Here is a 14866-nt window from a genome sequence, read left to right as displayed (position 1 = left end):
CTGTGAACTGGGTAACTTCCCCGTTTGTTTCAGATAAACGGGGGCAAGCGCAGCCACGGAGCGGTGCCGGTACGTACTTCAACTATTGAGGTCGACCGGTCAAGCGGACAGATCCGTATCGCTCTACGGCCCGCCGGCGGGGGAGGCGGGCCGTGTTGTTTCGACCCGAGAGGTGTATGTGTCCAGGCTTGAAGCCGAAGACCTGTACAAGGTGTTCGGCAGACGACCCGATGAGGCTGTGGAGAAACTCCGCAGTGGTGCAGACCGTGAGGAGCTGCGCTCCGAAGGAACCACCGCCGCCGTGATCGACGCGTCGTTCACGGTGGAGTCCGGCCAGATCTTCGTCGTCATGGGTCTGTCGGGATCCGGTAAGTCCACGCTCCTGCGGATGCTGAACGGACTCCTGGAGCCCACCGCGGGACACGTGCGCTTCGACGGTCAGGACCTGACGACGCTGGCTCCCAAGGACCTGCGCGAGGTCCGCGCCCGCAAGATCAGCATGGTGTTCCAGCACTTCGCGCTGTTCCCGCACCGCTCCGTGATGGAGAACGCGGGCTATGGCCTTGAGGTGCAGGGCGTTCCGCGTGCGGAGCGCGAGGAGCGGGCGATCGAGGCGCTGCGGCTGGCCGGTCTTGAGGGGTGGGAGAAGTCCTTCCCCGACGAGCTGTCCGGCGGTATGCAGCAGCGTGTGGGCCTGGCCCGCGCGCTCGCCACCGACGCCGATCTGCTGCTGATGGACGAGTCGTTCAGTGCGCTCGACCCGCTGATCCGGCGCGACATGCAGGACCAGCTTCTTGAGCTGCAGAAGACGCTGAAGAAGACGATCGTCTTCATCACGCACGACCTGAACGAGGCCATGCGTCTGGGCGACAACATCGCGGTGATGCGCGATGGTCGTATCGTCCAGATCGGTTCGGCCGAGGACATTCTCGTCACGCCGGCCAACGATTACGTGGCCTCCTTCACGCAGGACGTCGACCGTTCCCGTGTGCTGAGCTCGCGGGCGATCATGGCCGACGCGGAAGACGGCTACGACATGGCCGACGCCCCGGCGAAGATCCACGAGGACACGCCGATCGTCGAGCTCTTTACGCCGTGCTCGACGAGCGAGATACCCGTCGCCGTCGTCAATGACGAGGGCGAACTCCAAGGCGTGGTGCCGCGCGAGCGGCTGCTGGCCGTGCTCGGTGAGCCGATGAAGACCGTCGAGAACGGTACGAACGGTGAGGCCACCGGCCTCACGAAGGACAAGAAGGACGCCGTCCCGTCGCAGCGTGGCGAGGGCGACGAGCCGGCGGAGAAGGTGAATGCCGGTGCCTAGGATCCCCTTTGGTGACTGGGTCAACAGCATCGTCCAGTGGATGCTGACCCATCTCGACTGGCTGTTCGGCTTCTTCGAGAGCATCTTCAACGGTGTCTACAACGGCCTGAGCGACGTGCTTCAGGCGCCCGAGCCGCTGCTGCTCGCGGGCATCTTCGCCGTCATCGCGTTCTGGTTGCGCGGCACGCTCGGCGGTGTGCTGACCTTCATCGGGTTCTGGTTCATCCAGAACCTGGAGCTGTGGGACGACGCGATGCTCACGCTGTCGCTCGTCCTGGTGTCCACGATCATCGCGCTCATCATCGGTGTGCCGCTGGGTATCTGGGCGGCGCGTTCGAACCGGATCAGCAATCTGTTCCGTCCGGTCCTCGACCTGATGCAGACGCTGCCGGCGATGGTCTACCTCATCCCCGCCATTCTGTTCTTCGGCTCGGGTGCCCCGGCCGGTATCGTCGCGACGCTGATCTTCGCGGTGCCGCCGGGCGTGCGCATGACCGAGCTGGGCATCCGGCAGGTCGACAAGGAACTGGTCGAGGCCGCCGACGCGTTCGGCACCAAGCCCAGCAACACGCTGTTCCGCGTGCAGCTGCCGCTCGCTCTCCCGACGATCATGGCGGGCGTCAACCAGGTCATCATGCTGGGCCTGTCGATGGCCGCCATCGCGGGCATGGTCGGCACCGGCGGTCTCGGTGGCGCGGTCAACGAGGCCATCGGTCAGCTGAACGTCGGCCTGGGTGCCGAGGCCGGTATCTCGATCGTGATCCTGGCGGTCTACCTGGACCGCATGACCAGCTCGCTCGGCCAGCAGGTCTCCCCGCTCGGCCGCCGCGCGCTCAACAAGCTGCGGTCCGCGCAGGGCCTGAAGATCTGGTCGTACCGTCCCCGCCCGGCCGTCGCCGTGGTCGGTGTCGTCGTCCTCGCGCTCGTCGCGGGCGGTATGGGCATGTTCGGTCAGAACAGCGGTGGGGCCACTCCGACCGCCGCGTCCACGAACGTGGGCCAGGGCAAGAAGATCTCCATCGGCTACATCCCGTGGGACGAGGGCGTCGCCTCCACGTTCCTGTGGAAGGAGATCCTCGAGCAGCGTGGCTTCGACGTCGAGACCAAGCAGTTCGACGCCGGCCCCCTCTACACCTCGCTCGCCGACGGCAGTGTCGACTTCCAGACCGACTCCTGGCTGCCGACGACGCACGCCCAGTACTGGAAGAAGTACGGCAAGGACCTCGAGGACCTGGGCTCCTGGTACGGGCCCACCTCCCTCGAACTGGCGGTGCCTTCGTACATGAAGGACATCAAGTCCATGGAGGACCTGAAGGGCCAGGCTGACAAGTTCGGTGGCAAGATCACCGGCATCGAGGCCAGCGCCGGTGAGATGGGGCTGCTCAAGAGCAAGGTGCTCAAGGAGTACGGCCTCGACAAGGACTACAAGGTCGTCGACAGCTCGACGCCGGCGATGCTGGCGCAGCTGAAGCGCGCGTACGCGGCGAAGAAGCCGATCGTCGTGCCGCTGTGGTCGCCGCACTGGGCGTACAACGACTACAAGCTCACCAAGCTCAAGGACCCGAAGGGTGCCTGGGGCAAGGGTGACGGGGTGCACTCGCTGGCTCGCAAGGGCTTCGGCAAGGAGTTCCCCGAGGTCAACAAGTGGGTCAAGAACTTCAAGATGAGCGAGAAGCAGCTCACCAGTCTTGAGGCCGAGATCAACAAGGTCGGCAAGGGCAAGCAGCCCGAGGCCGTCAAGGCGTGGCTGAAGAAGAACCCCGGCTTCGTCAACAAGGTCGCCCCGGTCAAGCAGGGCGCTCCGGCCGAGGCCAAGCGCCCGGTGAACGTGGCCTGGTTCCCCTGGGACGAGGACGTCGCGGTCACGCACCTCTGGAAGCACGTTCTGGAGAAGAAGGGCTACAAGCTCAACCTGAAGCAGATGGACGTCGGCCCGGTCTACACCGGCCTCGCCAGCGGTGACCTGGACGTCAACTTCGACGCCTGGCTCCCGCACGCGCAGTCCAACTACTGGGACAAGAACAAGAACAACCTCAAGGACCTGGGCAGCTGGTACAGCCCGACGTCCCTCGAGGTCTCCGTTCCGTCCTACGTGAAGGGCATCAAGTCCTACGAGGACCTCAAGGGCAAGGCGTCGAAGTTCGACGGCAAGATCATCGGTATCGAGGCCGGTACCGGCGAGATGAGCCTGCTGAAGAACGACGTGCTCCCGGCCTACGGCCTGGACAAGGAGTACAAGGTCGTCGACGGCTCCACGCCGGCGATGCTGGCGCAGCTCAAGCGCGCGTACGCCAAGAAGGAGCCGATCGCGGTCGTGCTCTGGTCCCCGCACTGGGCGTACAGCGACTACAAGCTGACCAAGCTCAAGGACACGAAGAAGGCCTGGGGCCCGGGCGACAAGATCCGGACCATCTCCAACAAGGAGTTCCCCAGCAAGTACCCGCAGCTCACGAAGTGGTTCAAGAACTTCAAGATGAGCGAGGGCGAGCTGGCGGGCCTGGAGTCCGAGATCAAGAAGCAGGGTCAGGGGCACGAGGAGGCGGCCGTCTCCAAGTGGCTCGAGACGCACCAGGACGTCGAGAAGCGGATGACCGCTTCCTGACCACTTTCTGAGGCGTGACCGATCGTGAGGGGCGGGTTCCCGAGAGGGAGCCCGCCCCTCACGGCGTTTCCGGCGCTCACATGAAACCGCGGGGTGAACATGCGTAGGGTGCAATCAAACGAATCGGGCGCATGAAGAACCGGGCGCGTGAAGAACCGGGTGCATGAAGAACCGGGTGCATGAACAGGGAAACGCACAGGGCGACCGGCAGGAGGGAGCGGAAGTCATGGACGAACACAAGGAATCACTTCGCGTGGGCGCGGCCGTCCGACGCCGCCGCCGCTCCCTCGAACTGACCCTTTCGGCCGTCGCCGAGCGCAGCGGCCTGTCGGTGCCGTTCCTCAGCCAGGTCGAGAACGAGCGGGCGCGGCCCAGCCGCCGCTCCCTGGAGAAGGTCGCCGACGCGCTCGGCACCACCGCCGTCGAGCTCCTCGCCGCCGCCGACCCGGCCCACACCGTGGACCTGGTGCGCGCGGACGACACGGACGTGTCCGACCGCCAGGGCGGCACGGACTTCGTCGTACGGTCCCTGGTCCGCGGCCACCACCAGATGCACGCCCAGGAGTTCGTCGGCGACCACGACCCGGGCCGCGAGTTCCAGCTCCGCAACGACGTGCTGATGCATGTGACGGAGGGCGCGGTCGAGGTCGAGGCGGAGGGACGCGCGTACCGGCTCTTCCGCGGTGACACGCTGTACCTGACCGGTGGCGTGCGGCACCGGTGGCGGGCGACCGTGCCGGACGCGCGGGTGGTCGTCGTGGCGGTCGCCGAGCACATCGACGCGGTCGACGAGCCGGGCCCGAAGTAGGGTCTGTCGTTTGGATCAGGCCGGATCAGGGAGCGGGGGCCGGTGCGTGCGATCGCAAGGCGGAGGAGGGAGTCGACGCGGAGCGTCGGCAACCGACGACAACGCCGCGAGCGTGCGTGCCGGCCCCCGCGAGCCCGGCCTGATCCAAACGACAGACCCTGGGCCCGCCGTGCGTGTCGTCTCGCTTGTGCCGTCCCTGACGGAGGCGGTCGCCGTGACGCTGCCCGGGGTGCTCGTCGGAGCGACCGACTGGTGCACCCATCCGGCGGACCTCGACGTGGCCCGGATCGGCGGCACCAAGAACCCCGACGTGCGGGCGGTCGTCGCGCTGCGTCCGGATCTGGTCGTCGCCAACGAGGAGGAGAACCGGCCGGGCGACCTCGCCGACCTGCGTGCGGCGGGCGTCGAGGTGCTGGTCACCGAGGTGCGTGAACTGCCGCAGGCGGTACGTGAGTTGGACCGGCTGCTGCGGGCGTGCGGGGCGGTGGCGCGGCCGCGGTGGCTGGACGAGGCGGAGGCCGCCTGGAGCCAACTGGCCGTGCCCGAGAGCCGGTTGACGGCCGTCGTGCCGATCTGGCGGCGGCCGTGGATGGTGCTCGGCCGGGACACTTTTGCCGGCGATCTCCTGGCCCGGCTCGGCGTCGACAACGTGTACGCGGGCCACGCCGAGCGCTATCCGCGCATCGCGCTCGACGAACTCCGCGACCGGAAGCCGGACGTCGTGATCCTCCCGGACGAGCCGTACCGCTTCACGGCGGACGACGGCCCGGAGTGCTTCGAGGGGCCGACCGCGCTGGTCGGCGGGCGCCATCTCACCTGGTACGGGCCGTCGTTGGCGCAGGCCGTGGAGGAGCTCAGCGCGGCGCTGCGAGCAGCCGTCCGCTGAGCAGGCCGCGTGCCGTGTGGACCGCGGCGACCGCCCAGACCGCCACCAACCCCACGTAGAGGACGACCGCGAGGCCGTCGAACACGGCGAGGCCCGTGTGCTTGCCCAGGCCCTCCGCGCCGGTCACGCAGGTGCCGACGGGGAAGGTGAACGCCCACCACGTCATCGCGAAGCCCATGCCCCGGCGGCGCGCCCGCAGGGCCATCGCGAGGGCGAGCGCCAGCCACAGCAGGGCGAAGCCCATCACCGGGACCCCGTACAGGACGGCGAACGCGGTGAAACCGTGCGCGTACGAGGCGGGGAGCACGCCGCCCGCGACGTCCGCGAACTTGTTGGCGGCCGTCGTCGACTGGCCGAGCGGACCCAGCACGAGGAACAGCGTCGGGGTCAGCAGCAGCGGCAGCGGGCCCGCCGTGACGAGCCGCGCGAAGATCACCGGCAGCATGACCAGGGTCGCGAGCAGGCTCAGTCCGAACATGGCGTAGCAGGCGAACAGCAGGGTCTGCTGCGCCTGACCGGCAGGCAGGTGCGGCAACAGCAGAGGTCCCACGGCCGCGGACACCATCGGCGCGACGACCGGCAGCAGCCACACCGGCGAGGCCTCCTCGGCGGCGATGCGATGGCGCACCACCATCAGATACGGGATGGTGACCGCCGCGGCGAGCCCGATGACGGTGCCCGCCGTGAACAGCACCGTGTCCACGGCGACGGCGGCTTCGAGGCCGATCCAGTCCTGTCCCACGAGGATCGTGCCCGCGCCCACCGCGAGGAGCGCCATCGAGAGGCAGCCGTAGAACGGTGCGGCCGTCGGGTCGAGCAGCTGTTCCCTGGCCCGGTCGCGGTGGTGCGTCCAGTGCAGCGCGCGGGCGCCGAGGAGGACGAGGAGCAGCACGAACGACAGGGCCCACACCGCCGTGAGGGCGGTGCGCAGGCCCGGGAACCGCACGGGCAGCGTGGCGCCGGCGTTGGCGATGATCGCGGTGCCCATGACGGCGGCGTACCAGTTCGGGCCGAGCTGCCGGACGGCGGCGCGGACGCCGGTCAGGGGAAGGGGGAGGGGACGGGGCGCGGGGTGGGCGGCAGTGACCATGGTTCTACGATCACGCCGGTCGACGGCCCCTAGTAGGGATGACCTCGCTATGAGCGCATAACCTGGCCTTATGAGCCAGGAGGACACAGGGATCACGGGGCATGCGCCGGACGCGGGGCTGGCACACCGCGTGCCCGAACTCGGCGCGCTGCAGCTGCTCCTCGCGGTGGCCCGCCTCGGTAGCCTCGGCGCGGCCGCCCGTGCCCTCGGCATCACGCAGCCCGCCGCGAGCAGCCGGATCCGGTCGATGGAGCGGCAGCTCGGGCTCGCCCTCGTCGACCGCTCGCCGCGCGGCTCCCGGCTCACCGACAGCGGGGCGCTCGTCACGGACTGGGCCCGGCCCATCGTGGAGGCGGCCGAGCAGTTCGATGCGGGGGCGTCCGCGCTGCGGGACCGGCGCGATTCGCGGCTGCGGGTGGCGGCGAGCATGACGATCGCCGAGTATCTGCTGCCGCGCTGGCTGATCGCGCTGCGCGCCGAGCGGCCCGACACGGCGGTGTCGTTGCTGGCCGGGAACTCGACGGCGGTCGCGGAGCGGCTGCTCGGTGGTGAGGCGGACCTCGGGTTCGTGGAGGGGCGCACGGTCCCTGCGGGGCTCGACTCGGCGGTCATCGCGCACGACCGGCTGGTCGTGGTGACGGCGCCGGGGCATCCGTGGGCGCGGCGCCGCAAGCCGCTGGCCGCGGGGGAGCTGGCCGTCACCCCGCTCATTCTGCGGGAGGAGGGGTCGGGGACGCGGCAGGTCCTGGACGCGGCGCTCGGCGGGTTGGCGCGGCCGTTGATCGAGCTGTCGTCGACGACGGCGGTGAAGTCGGCGGCGGTGAGTGGGGCGGGGCCCTCCGTGCTGAGTGAGTTGGCGGTGGGGGAGGAGTTGGGGGCGCGGCGGCTCGTGGAGATTCCGTTGGAGGGGGCGGAGTTGAGGCGGGAGTTGAGGGCGGTGTGGCCGACGGGGCACCGTCCGGTGGGGCCTGCGCGGGACCTGCTGTCGCTGACCCGGTCTGGGTGAGGCGGCGGGTGGGTGTGGCGGGCGGTGTGGCGGGGCTGCGACGGGGGTGCGGTCGCGGGGCTCTGCCCCGGACCCCGCGCCTCAATCGCCGGCGGGGCTGGAAAGATCGGGGCTCTGCCCCGGACCTCGCGGGCTCTCGTCCAAGAGCGGGGCTTGATTTGGGGCTCTGCCCCGGGCCCCGCTGCTTGATGGCCGCAGGGCTTGAAAGATCGGGGCTCTGCCCCGGACCCCGCTGCTCAATCGCCGCAGGGGCTTGATTTGGTCACTCGCCGCCGAGACCGATTGGATGGGTCACTCGCCGCCGAGACCGATTGGATGGGTCACTCGCCGCCGAGACCGGTTGATGATGTGGGCACTCGCCGTCGAGAGCGCTTGATGGGGTCGCCCCGCGCTGAGCGGGAGGTGGCGGAATCGGGTGGCGGTGGGTGGGCCGTGGCGGGGAGCATCGGGGCATGGAGTCAGTGCCCTCTGCCGCCGGTGTGCGTACTCCCTGGAGTGCGCTCCCCGGTCCTGTTCGGCGTGGTGTCGAGGAGGTGCTCGGGGCCGGTGTTGTGGAAGCTGTGACGCAGGGTGGGGGGTTTTCGCCCGGGGTTGCTGTGCGGGTCGTGCTTGACGATGGGCGGCGGGCGTTCGTCAAGGCTGTCAGTGCTGACGTGAATCCGGTCAGTCCCCGGTTTCATCGGCGGGAGGCGCGGAACGCTGCCGCGCTGCCGGTCGGGGTGCCCGCTCCCCGGCTGCTCGGTGCGTACGACGACGGGACCTGGGTCGCCCTCGCCTTCGAGGATGTGGCGGGGCGGCAGCCTCATGTTCCTTGGCGGGAGGGGGAGTTGGGGAGGGTGTTGGACGCTGTGGGGGAGCTGGCCCGGGTTCTCACGCCCGCTCCGTTCCCCGCGCGTGCCGTCGGTGACGAGCTCGGTGCGGGCTTCAACGGCTGGCGGGTGCTGCTCGACCAGGGGCGGACGGCGGACGCGGGACTCGATCCGTGGGCCGTCCGCAATGTTGAGTGGCTCGCCGAACTCGCCGCACCCTGGGGCACGTTCGCGTCCGGTGACACGCTCGCGCACGCCGATCTGCGGGCCGACAACATGCTGCTCACGCCGGGCGGCGTGGTCTTCGTCGACTGGCCGCACGCCATGCGCGCCGCCCCCTGGTTCGACCTGCTGATCATGCTGCCGTGCGTACGGGCGCAGGGCGGGCCCGAGCCCGAGGGGGTCTTCGCGGGGCATCCGCTGGGGCGCGCGGCCGATCCGGAGGGTGTCACCCGGACGCTCGCCGCGCTCGCCGGGTTCTTCCTGGAGCACGCGGCCCGGCCCGCGCCGCCCGGCCTGCCCACGCTCCGGCCCTTCCAGCGCGTACAGGGCGACGCCGCCCTGACCTGGCTGAAGACCCGGCTCAGAAGCCGTGCGGCGTACCCGCGGCCCGTACCAGACCTTCCGTGACCCGGGCGTCCTCGCCCATCTCGGGGTGCCACTGCACACCCATCACCCAGGACATGCCGGGGAGTTCGACCGCCTCCACCGTGCCGTCGTCCGCGTGCGCGGAGGCGACCAGGCCCCTGCCGAGGCGGTCGACCGCCTGGTGGTGGTAGGTCGGGACCTCGGTGGGCTCCGGGACGAGGTCGCCGTAGCGGGTGCCCGGCAGCGGAGTGACGGTGTGGGTGCCGAAGGTACCGATCTCCTTCACGTGGCCCTCGATGTGCTGCGTGAGCGTGCCGCCGAGGGCGACGTTGAGGAGCTGCATGCCGCGGCAGATGCCGAGCAGCGGCGTGCCGGACGTCAACGCGGCCCGGATCAGGGCGAGTTCCCACGTGTCCCGCTCCCCGGCGGCCGGCCCCGTGCGCGGGTCGCGCTCCGCGCCGTACCGGACCGGGTCCACATCGGGGCCGCCCGCCACGATCACCCCGTCGAGCCGGGCCACCACCGACGGCGCGTGCTTCGGGTCGTCCGGGGGAGTCATCGCGGCGAGCCCGCCGGATTGCTGCACGAGCCGGGGGTAGCCGATGGGCAGCAGCGCCGCGGGCAGCTCCCAGATGCCCCAACTGGCCCTGTCCTCCAGGTAGGTGCTGATGCCGATCAGCGGCCTGCTCACCATGGTGTCGCGCTCCCCGATGCCGTTCCCCGATGCCGTTCGTACCGAGCACCCGAGCGTACGAGATCACGACGCACGCCACCGGGGCGTTCAGCATGCGGGCAGCGCCACCGGGGCAGTGTCCTCTCGGCGTGCCCCGTGGCTGCTTCCCAGGTGGCGGCCCGGCGATTACGTTGTGGTTCCGGTTGACCTGAGGAGGATCTTCCCGTGGCAGACCGACCGTCCCCGCTGACCGTGGAGGAGCTGCACGCCCTCGTCGGAAGCGGAGAGATCGACACCGTGGTCCTGGCGTTCCCCGATATGCAGGGCCGCCTCCAGGGCAAACGCTTCGCCGCCCGCTTCTTTCTCGACGAGGTCCTCGAGCACGGCACGGAGGGCTGCAACTACCTGCTCGCCGTCGACACCGAGATGAACACCGTCGACGGCTACGCGATGTCGTCCTGGGACCGCGGCTACGGCGACTTCGCCATGCACCCCGACCTGTCCACCCTGCGCCGCGTCCCGTGGAACGCGGGCACGGCCATGCTCACCGCCGACCTCGCCTGGGACGACGGCTCCCCGGTCGTCGCCGCGCCCCGGCAGATACTGCGCCGCCAGCTGGAGCGCCTCACCGATCTTGGGCTCACCGCCCAGGTCGGCACCGAACTCGAGTTCATCGTCTTCAAGGACACCTACGAGCAGGCCTGGGACGCGAACTACCGGGCCCTCACGCCGGCCAATCAGTACAACATCGACTACTCCGTCCTCGGCACCGGGCGCATCGAGCCGCTGCTGCGCCGCATCCGCAACGAGATGGCGGGCGCGGGCCTCACCGTCGAGTCCGCCAAGGGGGAGTGCAACCCCGGGCAGCACGAGATCGTCTTCCGCTACGACGAGGCCCTCACCACCTGCGACCAGCACGCGATCTACAAGACCGGCGCCAAGGAGATCGCCGCGCAGGAGGGCTGCTCGCTCACCTTCATGGCGAAGTACAACGAGCGCGAGGGCAACTCCTGCCACATCCACCTGTCGCTCGCCGACGCCGACGGCACGAACGTCATGGCGGAGCCCGGCGGGCACGGCATGTCGGAGCTCATGCGGCACTTCCTCGCCGGGCAGCTCGCCGCGCTGCGCGACTTCTCCCTGCTCTACGCGCCGAACATCAACTCCTACAAGCGGTTCCAGCCGGGTTCCTTCGCGCCGACCGCCGTCGCCTGGGGCCACGACAACCGCACCTGCGCGCTGCGCGTCGTCGGCCACGGCCGCTCCACCCGCTTCGAGAACCGGCTCCCCGGCGGGGACGTCAACCCGTATCTCGCGGTGGCCGGGCTCGTCGCGGCGGGCCTGTACGGGGTCGAGAACAAGCTGGAGCTCCCCGAGGCCTGCGCGGGCAACGCCTACACCGCCGACTACGCGCACGTCCCCGCCACCCTGCGCGAGGCCGCCGAGCTCTGGGAGAACAGCCCGATCGCCAAGGCCGCCTTCGGCGACGAGGCCGTCGCCCACTACCGCAACATGGCGCGCGTCGAGCTCGACGCGTACGACGCCGCCGTGACCGACTGGGAACTCCGTCGGGGATTCGAGAGGCTGTGAAAGGGAGCGCCTTGCTGCACGTACTGAACCCGGCCACGGAAGAGCTCGTGGCCACCGTCGAGTCCGCCACCCGCGAGGACGTCGACACCGCCGTCGTCCGCGCCACCGGCGCGCAGCGCGCCTGGGCGGCGGTCGCCCCCGCCGACCGGGCCCGCCTACTGCGCCGCTTCGCCGCAGCCGTCGACCAACACCTCGAAGAACTCGCCCAGTTGGAGGTCCGCGAGGCCGGACACCTCATCGGCAACGCCCGCTGGGAGGCCGGCAACGTACGCGATCTGCTGGAGTACGCGGCCGGGGGCGTCGAGCGGCTGACCGGGCGGCAGATCCCGGTGGCGGGCGGCCTCGACGTCACCCTCCTCGAACCGCTCGGCGTCGTCGGTGTCATCGCGCCGTGGAACTTCCCGATGCCGATCGCCGCCTGGGGCACGGCCCCGGCCCTCGCGGCGGGCAACGCGGTGCTCCTCAAGCCCGCGGAGACCACCCCGCTGACCGCCCTGCGGCTCGCCGAACTCGCCCTGGAGGCCGGGCTTCCTGAGGGTCTCTTCCAGGTGCTCCCGGGGGAGGGTCCTGTCGCCGGGGACGCCCTCGTCGAGCATCCGGGCGTGGCCAAGATCGTGTTCACCGGGTCGGCCCGCGTCGGCAAGCAGGTCATGGCCAAGTGCGCGGACCGCGTCAAGCGCGTGACCCTCGAACTCGGCGGCAAGAGCCCGAACATCGTCTTCGCCGACGCGGACGTCGAGGCCGCCGCCCTCGCCACCCCCATGTCCTTCCTCGACAACTCGGGCCAGGACTGCTGCGCCCGAACCCGCATCCTCGTACAGCGGTCCGTATACGAGCGGTACCTGGAGGTGCTCGCCCCAGCCGTCGAGTCGGTCGTCGTCGGCGACCCGTCCGATGATAAGACGGAGATGGGCCCGCTCATCTCCAAGTCCCAGCTGGCGAGCGTGCGTTCGTACGTTCCGGCGGGCGCGTCCGCGATCAGGGGCGCGAGCCCCGAGGGGGCGGGCTTCTGGTTCCCGCCCACCGTCCTCACCGACACCGCTCCGGACGCGCCCGCCGCCGTCGACGAGGTCTTCGGCCCGGTCGCCGTCGTCCTCCCCTTCGAGGACGAGGCGGACGCCGTGCGCCTCGCCAACGCCACCGATTACGGCCTGTCCGGTTCGATCTGGACCCGCGACGTGGGCCGCGCCCTGCGGGTGTCCGGGGCCGTCCGCGCCGGGAACCTGTCCGTCAACTCGCATGCCAGCGTGCGCTATTCGACCCCGTTCGGCGGCTACAAGCAGTCCGGGTTCGGCCGTGAACTCGGTCCCGACGCCCTCGCCGCGTTCACCGAGACCAAGAACGTCTTCATCAGCACGGAGGCCTGAACAGCTTATGAGCGAAGAGATCATCTGCCGCCGCCTCGTCGGCCGCACCGCCGTCATCACCGGCGCCGGCAGCGGCATCGGCCTCGCCACCGCGCGCCGGCTCGCCTCCGAGGGCGCGCACGTCGTCTGCGGAGACATCGACGAGAGTGCGGGCAAGAAGGCGGCCGAGGACGTCGGCGGGACCTTCGTCCAGGTCGACGTCACCGATACCGAGCAGGTCGAGGCGCTGTTCAAGACCGCGTACGACACCTACGGCAGCGTCGACATCGCCTTCAACAACGCGGGCATCTCGCCGCCGGACGACGACTCGATCCTCGACACGGGCCTGGAGGCCTGGAAGCGGGTCCAGGAGGTCAACCTGACCTCCGTGTACCTGTGCTGCAAGGCGGCCCTCCCGTACATGCGGCGCCAGGGCCGGGGCTCCATCATCAACACGGCGTCGTTCGTGGCCCGGATGGGCGCCGCCACCTCGCAGATCTCGTACACCGCGTCCAAGGGCGGCGTCCTCGCCATGTCCCGCGAGCTGGGCGTGCAGTTCGCGCGTGAGGGCATCCGGGTCAACGCCCTGTGCCCAGGGCCGGTCAACACCCCGCTGCTTCAGGAGCTGTTCGCCAAGGACCCGGAGCGGGCGGCGCGCCGGCTCGTGCACATTCCGGTCGGCCGGTTCGCGGAGGCGACGGAGATCGCGGCGGCCGTCGCCTTCCTCGCCAGTGACGACGCGGCATTCGTGAACGCCACCGACTTCCTGGTCGACGGCGGGATCTCAGGCGCGTACGTGACACCGGTGTGAGAACCCTGTGAGCAACGCGCTCACGCGTGTACGGTCCACTCACATGCGTAACAGACATGTTGCCGCGTGGACCTCGGTCGCGGCCGCCGCCCTCATGGCGGCCGCGAGCCTGACCACTCCTGCGGCCGCCGCCACGTCCGCACAGCCCGCCGGCTCCGCCGCCAAGTGCCCCCAGCTGTCGACGAAGTTGCCCTGGTACGGCCAGAACAGGGCCAAGCTCCAGCGCATGATTGACGAACGGGGAATCTGCGGCGGACACAAGGGCCCGCGTCCCGTCGCCGCGTTCGACTGGGACAACACCGTCGCCAAGAACGACGTCACCGACGCGACCATCGCCTGGTCGCTCAAGCACGACAAGATCCTGCGGCCCGCGAGCTGGAAGAAGACCAGCAAGTGGATGACCGCCGACGCCGACAAGGCGCTCACCGCCGCCTGCGGCACGGACGTCCCGGTGGGCGCCCCGCTGCCCACGTCCACCGACACCGACTGCACGGACGAGATCTTCAACATCCGTGAGTCCGGCAAGACGATGAGCGGCGCCGCCGCCTTCGCGGGCGAGTGGAACCACCGCCGCACCGTGCCCCAGTACGCCTGGGTGCCGCAGCTGTTCGCGGGCCACACGGTCCCCGAACTGGAGGCGTACGCCTCCGCGGCCCGCGCCGAGGCCCTCGCCGCGCCCGTCGGCTCCACGCAGAAGCTGGGCACGCACACCATCCCCGGCTACGTGCGCTATTACGACCAGCAGCGCGACCTGATCCGTACGCTCCAGCGGGCCGGCTTCGACGTCTACATCGTGTCCGCCGGGTCCGAGCCGGTGACCGAGGTGTGGTCGCAGGGCGTCGGCATCGACCGCAAGCACACCATCGCGATCCGCTCGATCCTCGACCGCAAGGGCCGCATCACCACGTACAACGAGGGCTGCGGCGGCGTCGGGGTGAACCAGGGCGAGGCCATCCCGTACATCGACGGCAAGCGGTGCTGGATCAACCAGGACATCTTCCACATCAAGGGAAAGTCGGCCTGGGAGAAGCAGCGCTGGAACAAGCGCATCGCGCTCGGCGGCGGTGACGCCGACACCGACGTGACCTTCGTCGGCGACGCGACCGGCGCGCACCTCGTCCTCAACCGCAACAAGCCCGAGATCATGTGCCGGGCCTACGACAACGCCGACGGACGCTGGGTCGCCAACCCGATGTTCATCGAGCCGCTGCCGCAGAAGACGGGTACGTACCCGTGCTCCACGGCCGGGTACAACAAGCCGGAGGGCGGCTTCGGGCCGCTGCTCAGGGACGACGGTTCGGTCGTCCCCGACCAGGTCGACTCGATCTTCTGAGGC

General features: G+C 69.9%; 12 protein-coding genes. 10 read left to right on the top strand and 2 right to left on the bottom strand.

All coding sequences use genetic code 11. The features are described from left to right. The first annotated feature begins 178 nt into the window (after positions 1-178). The 4 genes from OHA73_RS10865 (at position 179) to OHA73_RS10850 (ending at position 5617) form a co-directional block, all read left to right on the top strand. Entirely contained in the window at positions 179-1321 is a 1143-nt protein-coding gene (locus OHA73_RS10865) for a quaternary amine ABC transporter ATP-binding protein (RefSeq protein ID WP_327654936.1), read from the top strand. Further along, complete coding sequence (locus OHA73_RS10860) at positions 1314-3923, top strand: ABC transporter permease/substrate binding protein (RefSeq protein WP_266721535.1); 2610 nt, start codon at positions 1314-1316, stop codon at positions 3921-3923. The genes OHA73_RS10865 and OHA73_RS10860 overlap by 8 nt, the downstream gene beginning before the upstream one ends. Before the next feature lie 226 nt (positions 3924-4149). Beyond that, entirely contained in the window at positions 4150-4731 is a 582-nt protein-coding gene (locus OHA73_RS10855; protein ID WP_266721536.1) for a helix-turn-helix domain-containing protein, read from the top strand. A 169-nt stretch (positions 4732-4900) separates the two neighbouring features. Further along, positions 4901-5617: a helical backbone metal receptor gene (locus tag OHA73_RS10850; RefSeq protein ID WP_327654935.1), complete on the top strand. Its 717-nt coding sequence runs from the start codon at positions 4901-4903 to the stop codon at positions 5615-5617. Here the strand turns inward: OHA73_RS10850 and OHA73_RS10845 are convergent. Beyond that, the gene (locus OHA73_RS10845) at positions 5586-6707 is read right to left on the bottom strand and encodes a TDT family transporter (RefSeq protein ID WP_327654934.1); all 1122 of its coding nucleotides are present in this window, start codon (positions 6705-6707) and stop codon (positions 5586-5588) included. The genes OHA73_RS10850 and OHA73_RS10845 overlap by 32 nt on opposite strands. A 70-nt stretch (positions 6708-6777) precedes the next feature. On the opposite strand from OHA73_RS10845, the gene OHA73_RS10840 reads away from it, so the two are divergent. Together OHA73_RS10840 and OHA73_RS10835 are read left to right on the top strand one after the other, a co-directional pair. Then, positions 6778-7713, top strand: coding sequence for a LysR family transcriptional regulator (locus OHA73_RS10840; RefSeq protein WP_266721559.1), 936 nt, complete (start codon positions 6778-6780; stop codon positions 7711-7713). 452 nt (positions 7714-8165) lie between these two features. After that, the gene (locus OHA73_RS10835) at positions 8166-9152 is read left to right on the top strand and encodes an aminoglycoside phosphotransferase family protein (RefSeq protein WP_327654933.1); all 987 of its coding nucleotides are present in this window, start codon (positions 8166-8168) and stop codon (positions 9150-9152) included. Here the strand turns inward: OHA73_RS10835 and OHA73_RS10830 are convergent. Further along, positions 9106-9804 carry a gamma-glutamyl-gamma-aminobutyrate hydrolase family protein gene (locus OHA73_RS10830; RefSeq protein WP_266721563.1) on the bottom strand — a complete coding sequence of 233 codons (699 nt, stop codon included), beginning with the start codon at positions 9802-9804 and terminating at the stop codon, positions 9106-9108. The two genes, OHA73_RS10835 and OHA73_RS10830, sit on opposite strands and share 47 nt — an antisense overlap. Positions 9805-10008: 204 nt before the next feature. Here OHA73_RS10830 and OHA73_RS10825 point away from each other — a divergent pair, with 204 nt between their 5' ends. Genes OHA73_RS10825 through OHA73_RS10810 form a run of 4 tightly spaced genes read left to right on the top strand, consistent with a single transcriptional unit; the run spans position 10009 to position 14863 of the window. Then, complete coding sequence (locus tag OHA73_RS10825; protein ID WP_327654932.1) at positions 10009-11373, top strand: glutamine synthetase family protein; 1365 nt, start codon at positions 10009-10011, stop codon at positions 11371-11373. An 11-nt stretch (positions 11374-11384) separates the two neighbouring features. Beyond that, positions 11385-12740, top strand: a complete 1356-nt coding sequence (locus tag OHA73_RS10820; protein WP_327654931.1) for an aldehyde dehydrogenase family protein — start codon at positions 11385-11387, stop codon at positions 12738-12740. Between the two features lie 7 nt (positions 12741-12747). Then, positions 12748-13530 (top strand): 3-oxoacyl-ACP reductase, encoded by a 783-nt coding sequence (locus OHA73_RS10815; protein ID WP_327654930.1) that lies wholly within the window; start codon positions 12748-12750, stop codon positions 13528-13530. 43 nt (positions 13531-13573) lie between these two features. Further along, complete coding sequence (locus OHA73_RS10810) at positions 13574-14863, top strand: haloacid dehalogenase-like hydrolase (RefSeq protein WP_266721571.1); 1290 nt, start codon at positions 13574-13576, stop codon at positions 14861-14863. The last annotated feature ends 3 nt before the right edge of the window (positions 14864-14866 follow it).

It is taken from the genome of Streptomyces sp. NBC_00483 (assembly GCF_036013745.1).
Lineage (GTDB): Bacteria > Actinomycetota > Actinomycetes > Streptomycetales > Streptomycetaceae > Streptomyces.
Note: the sequence above shows the minus strand (reverse complement) of the source record. Positions and strands in the feature narration are given on the sequence as shown.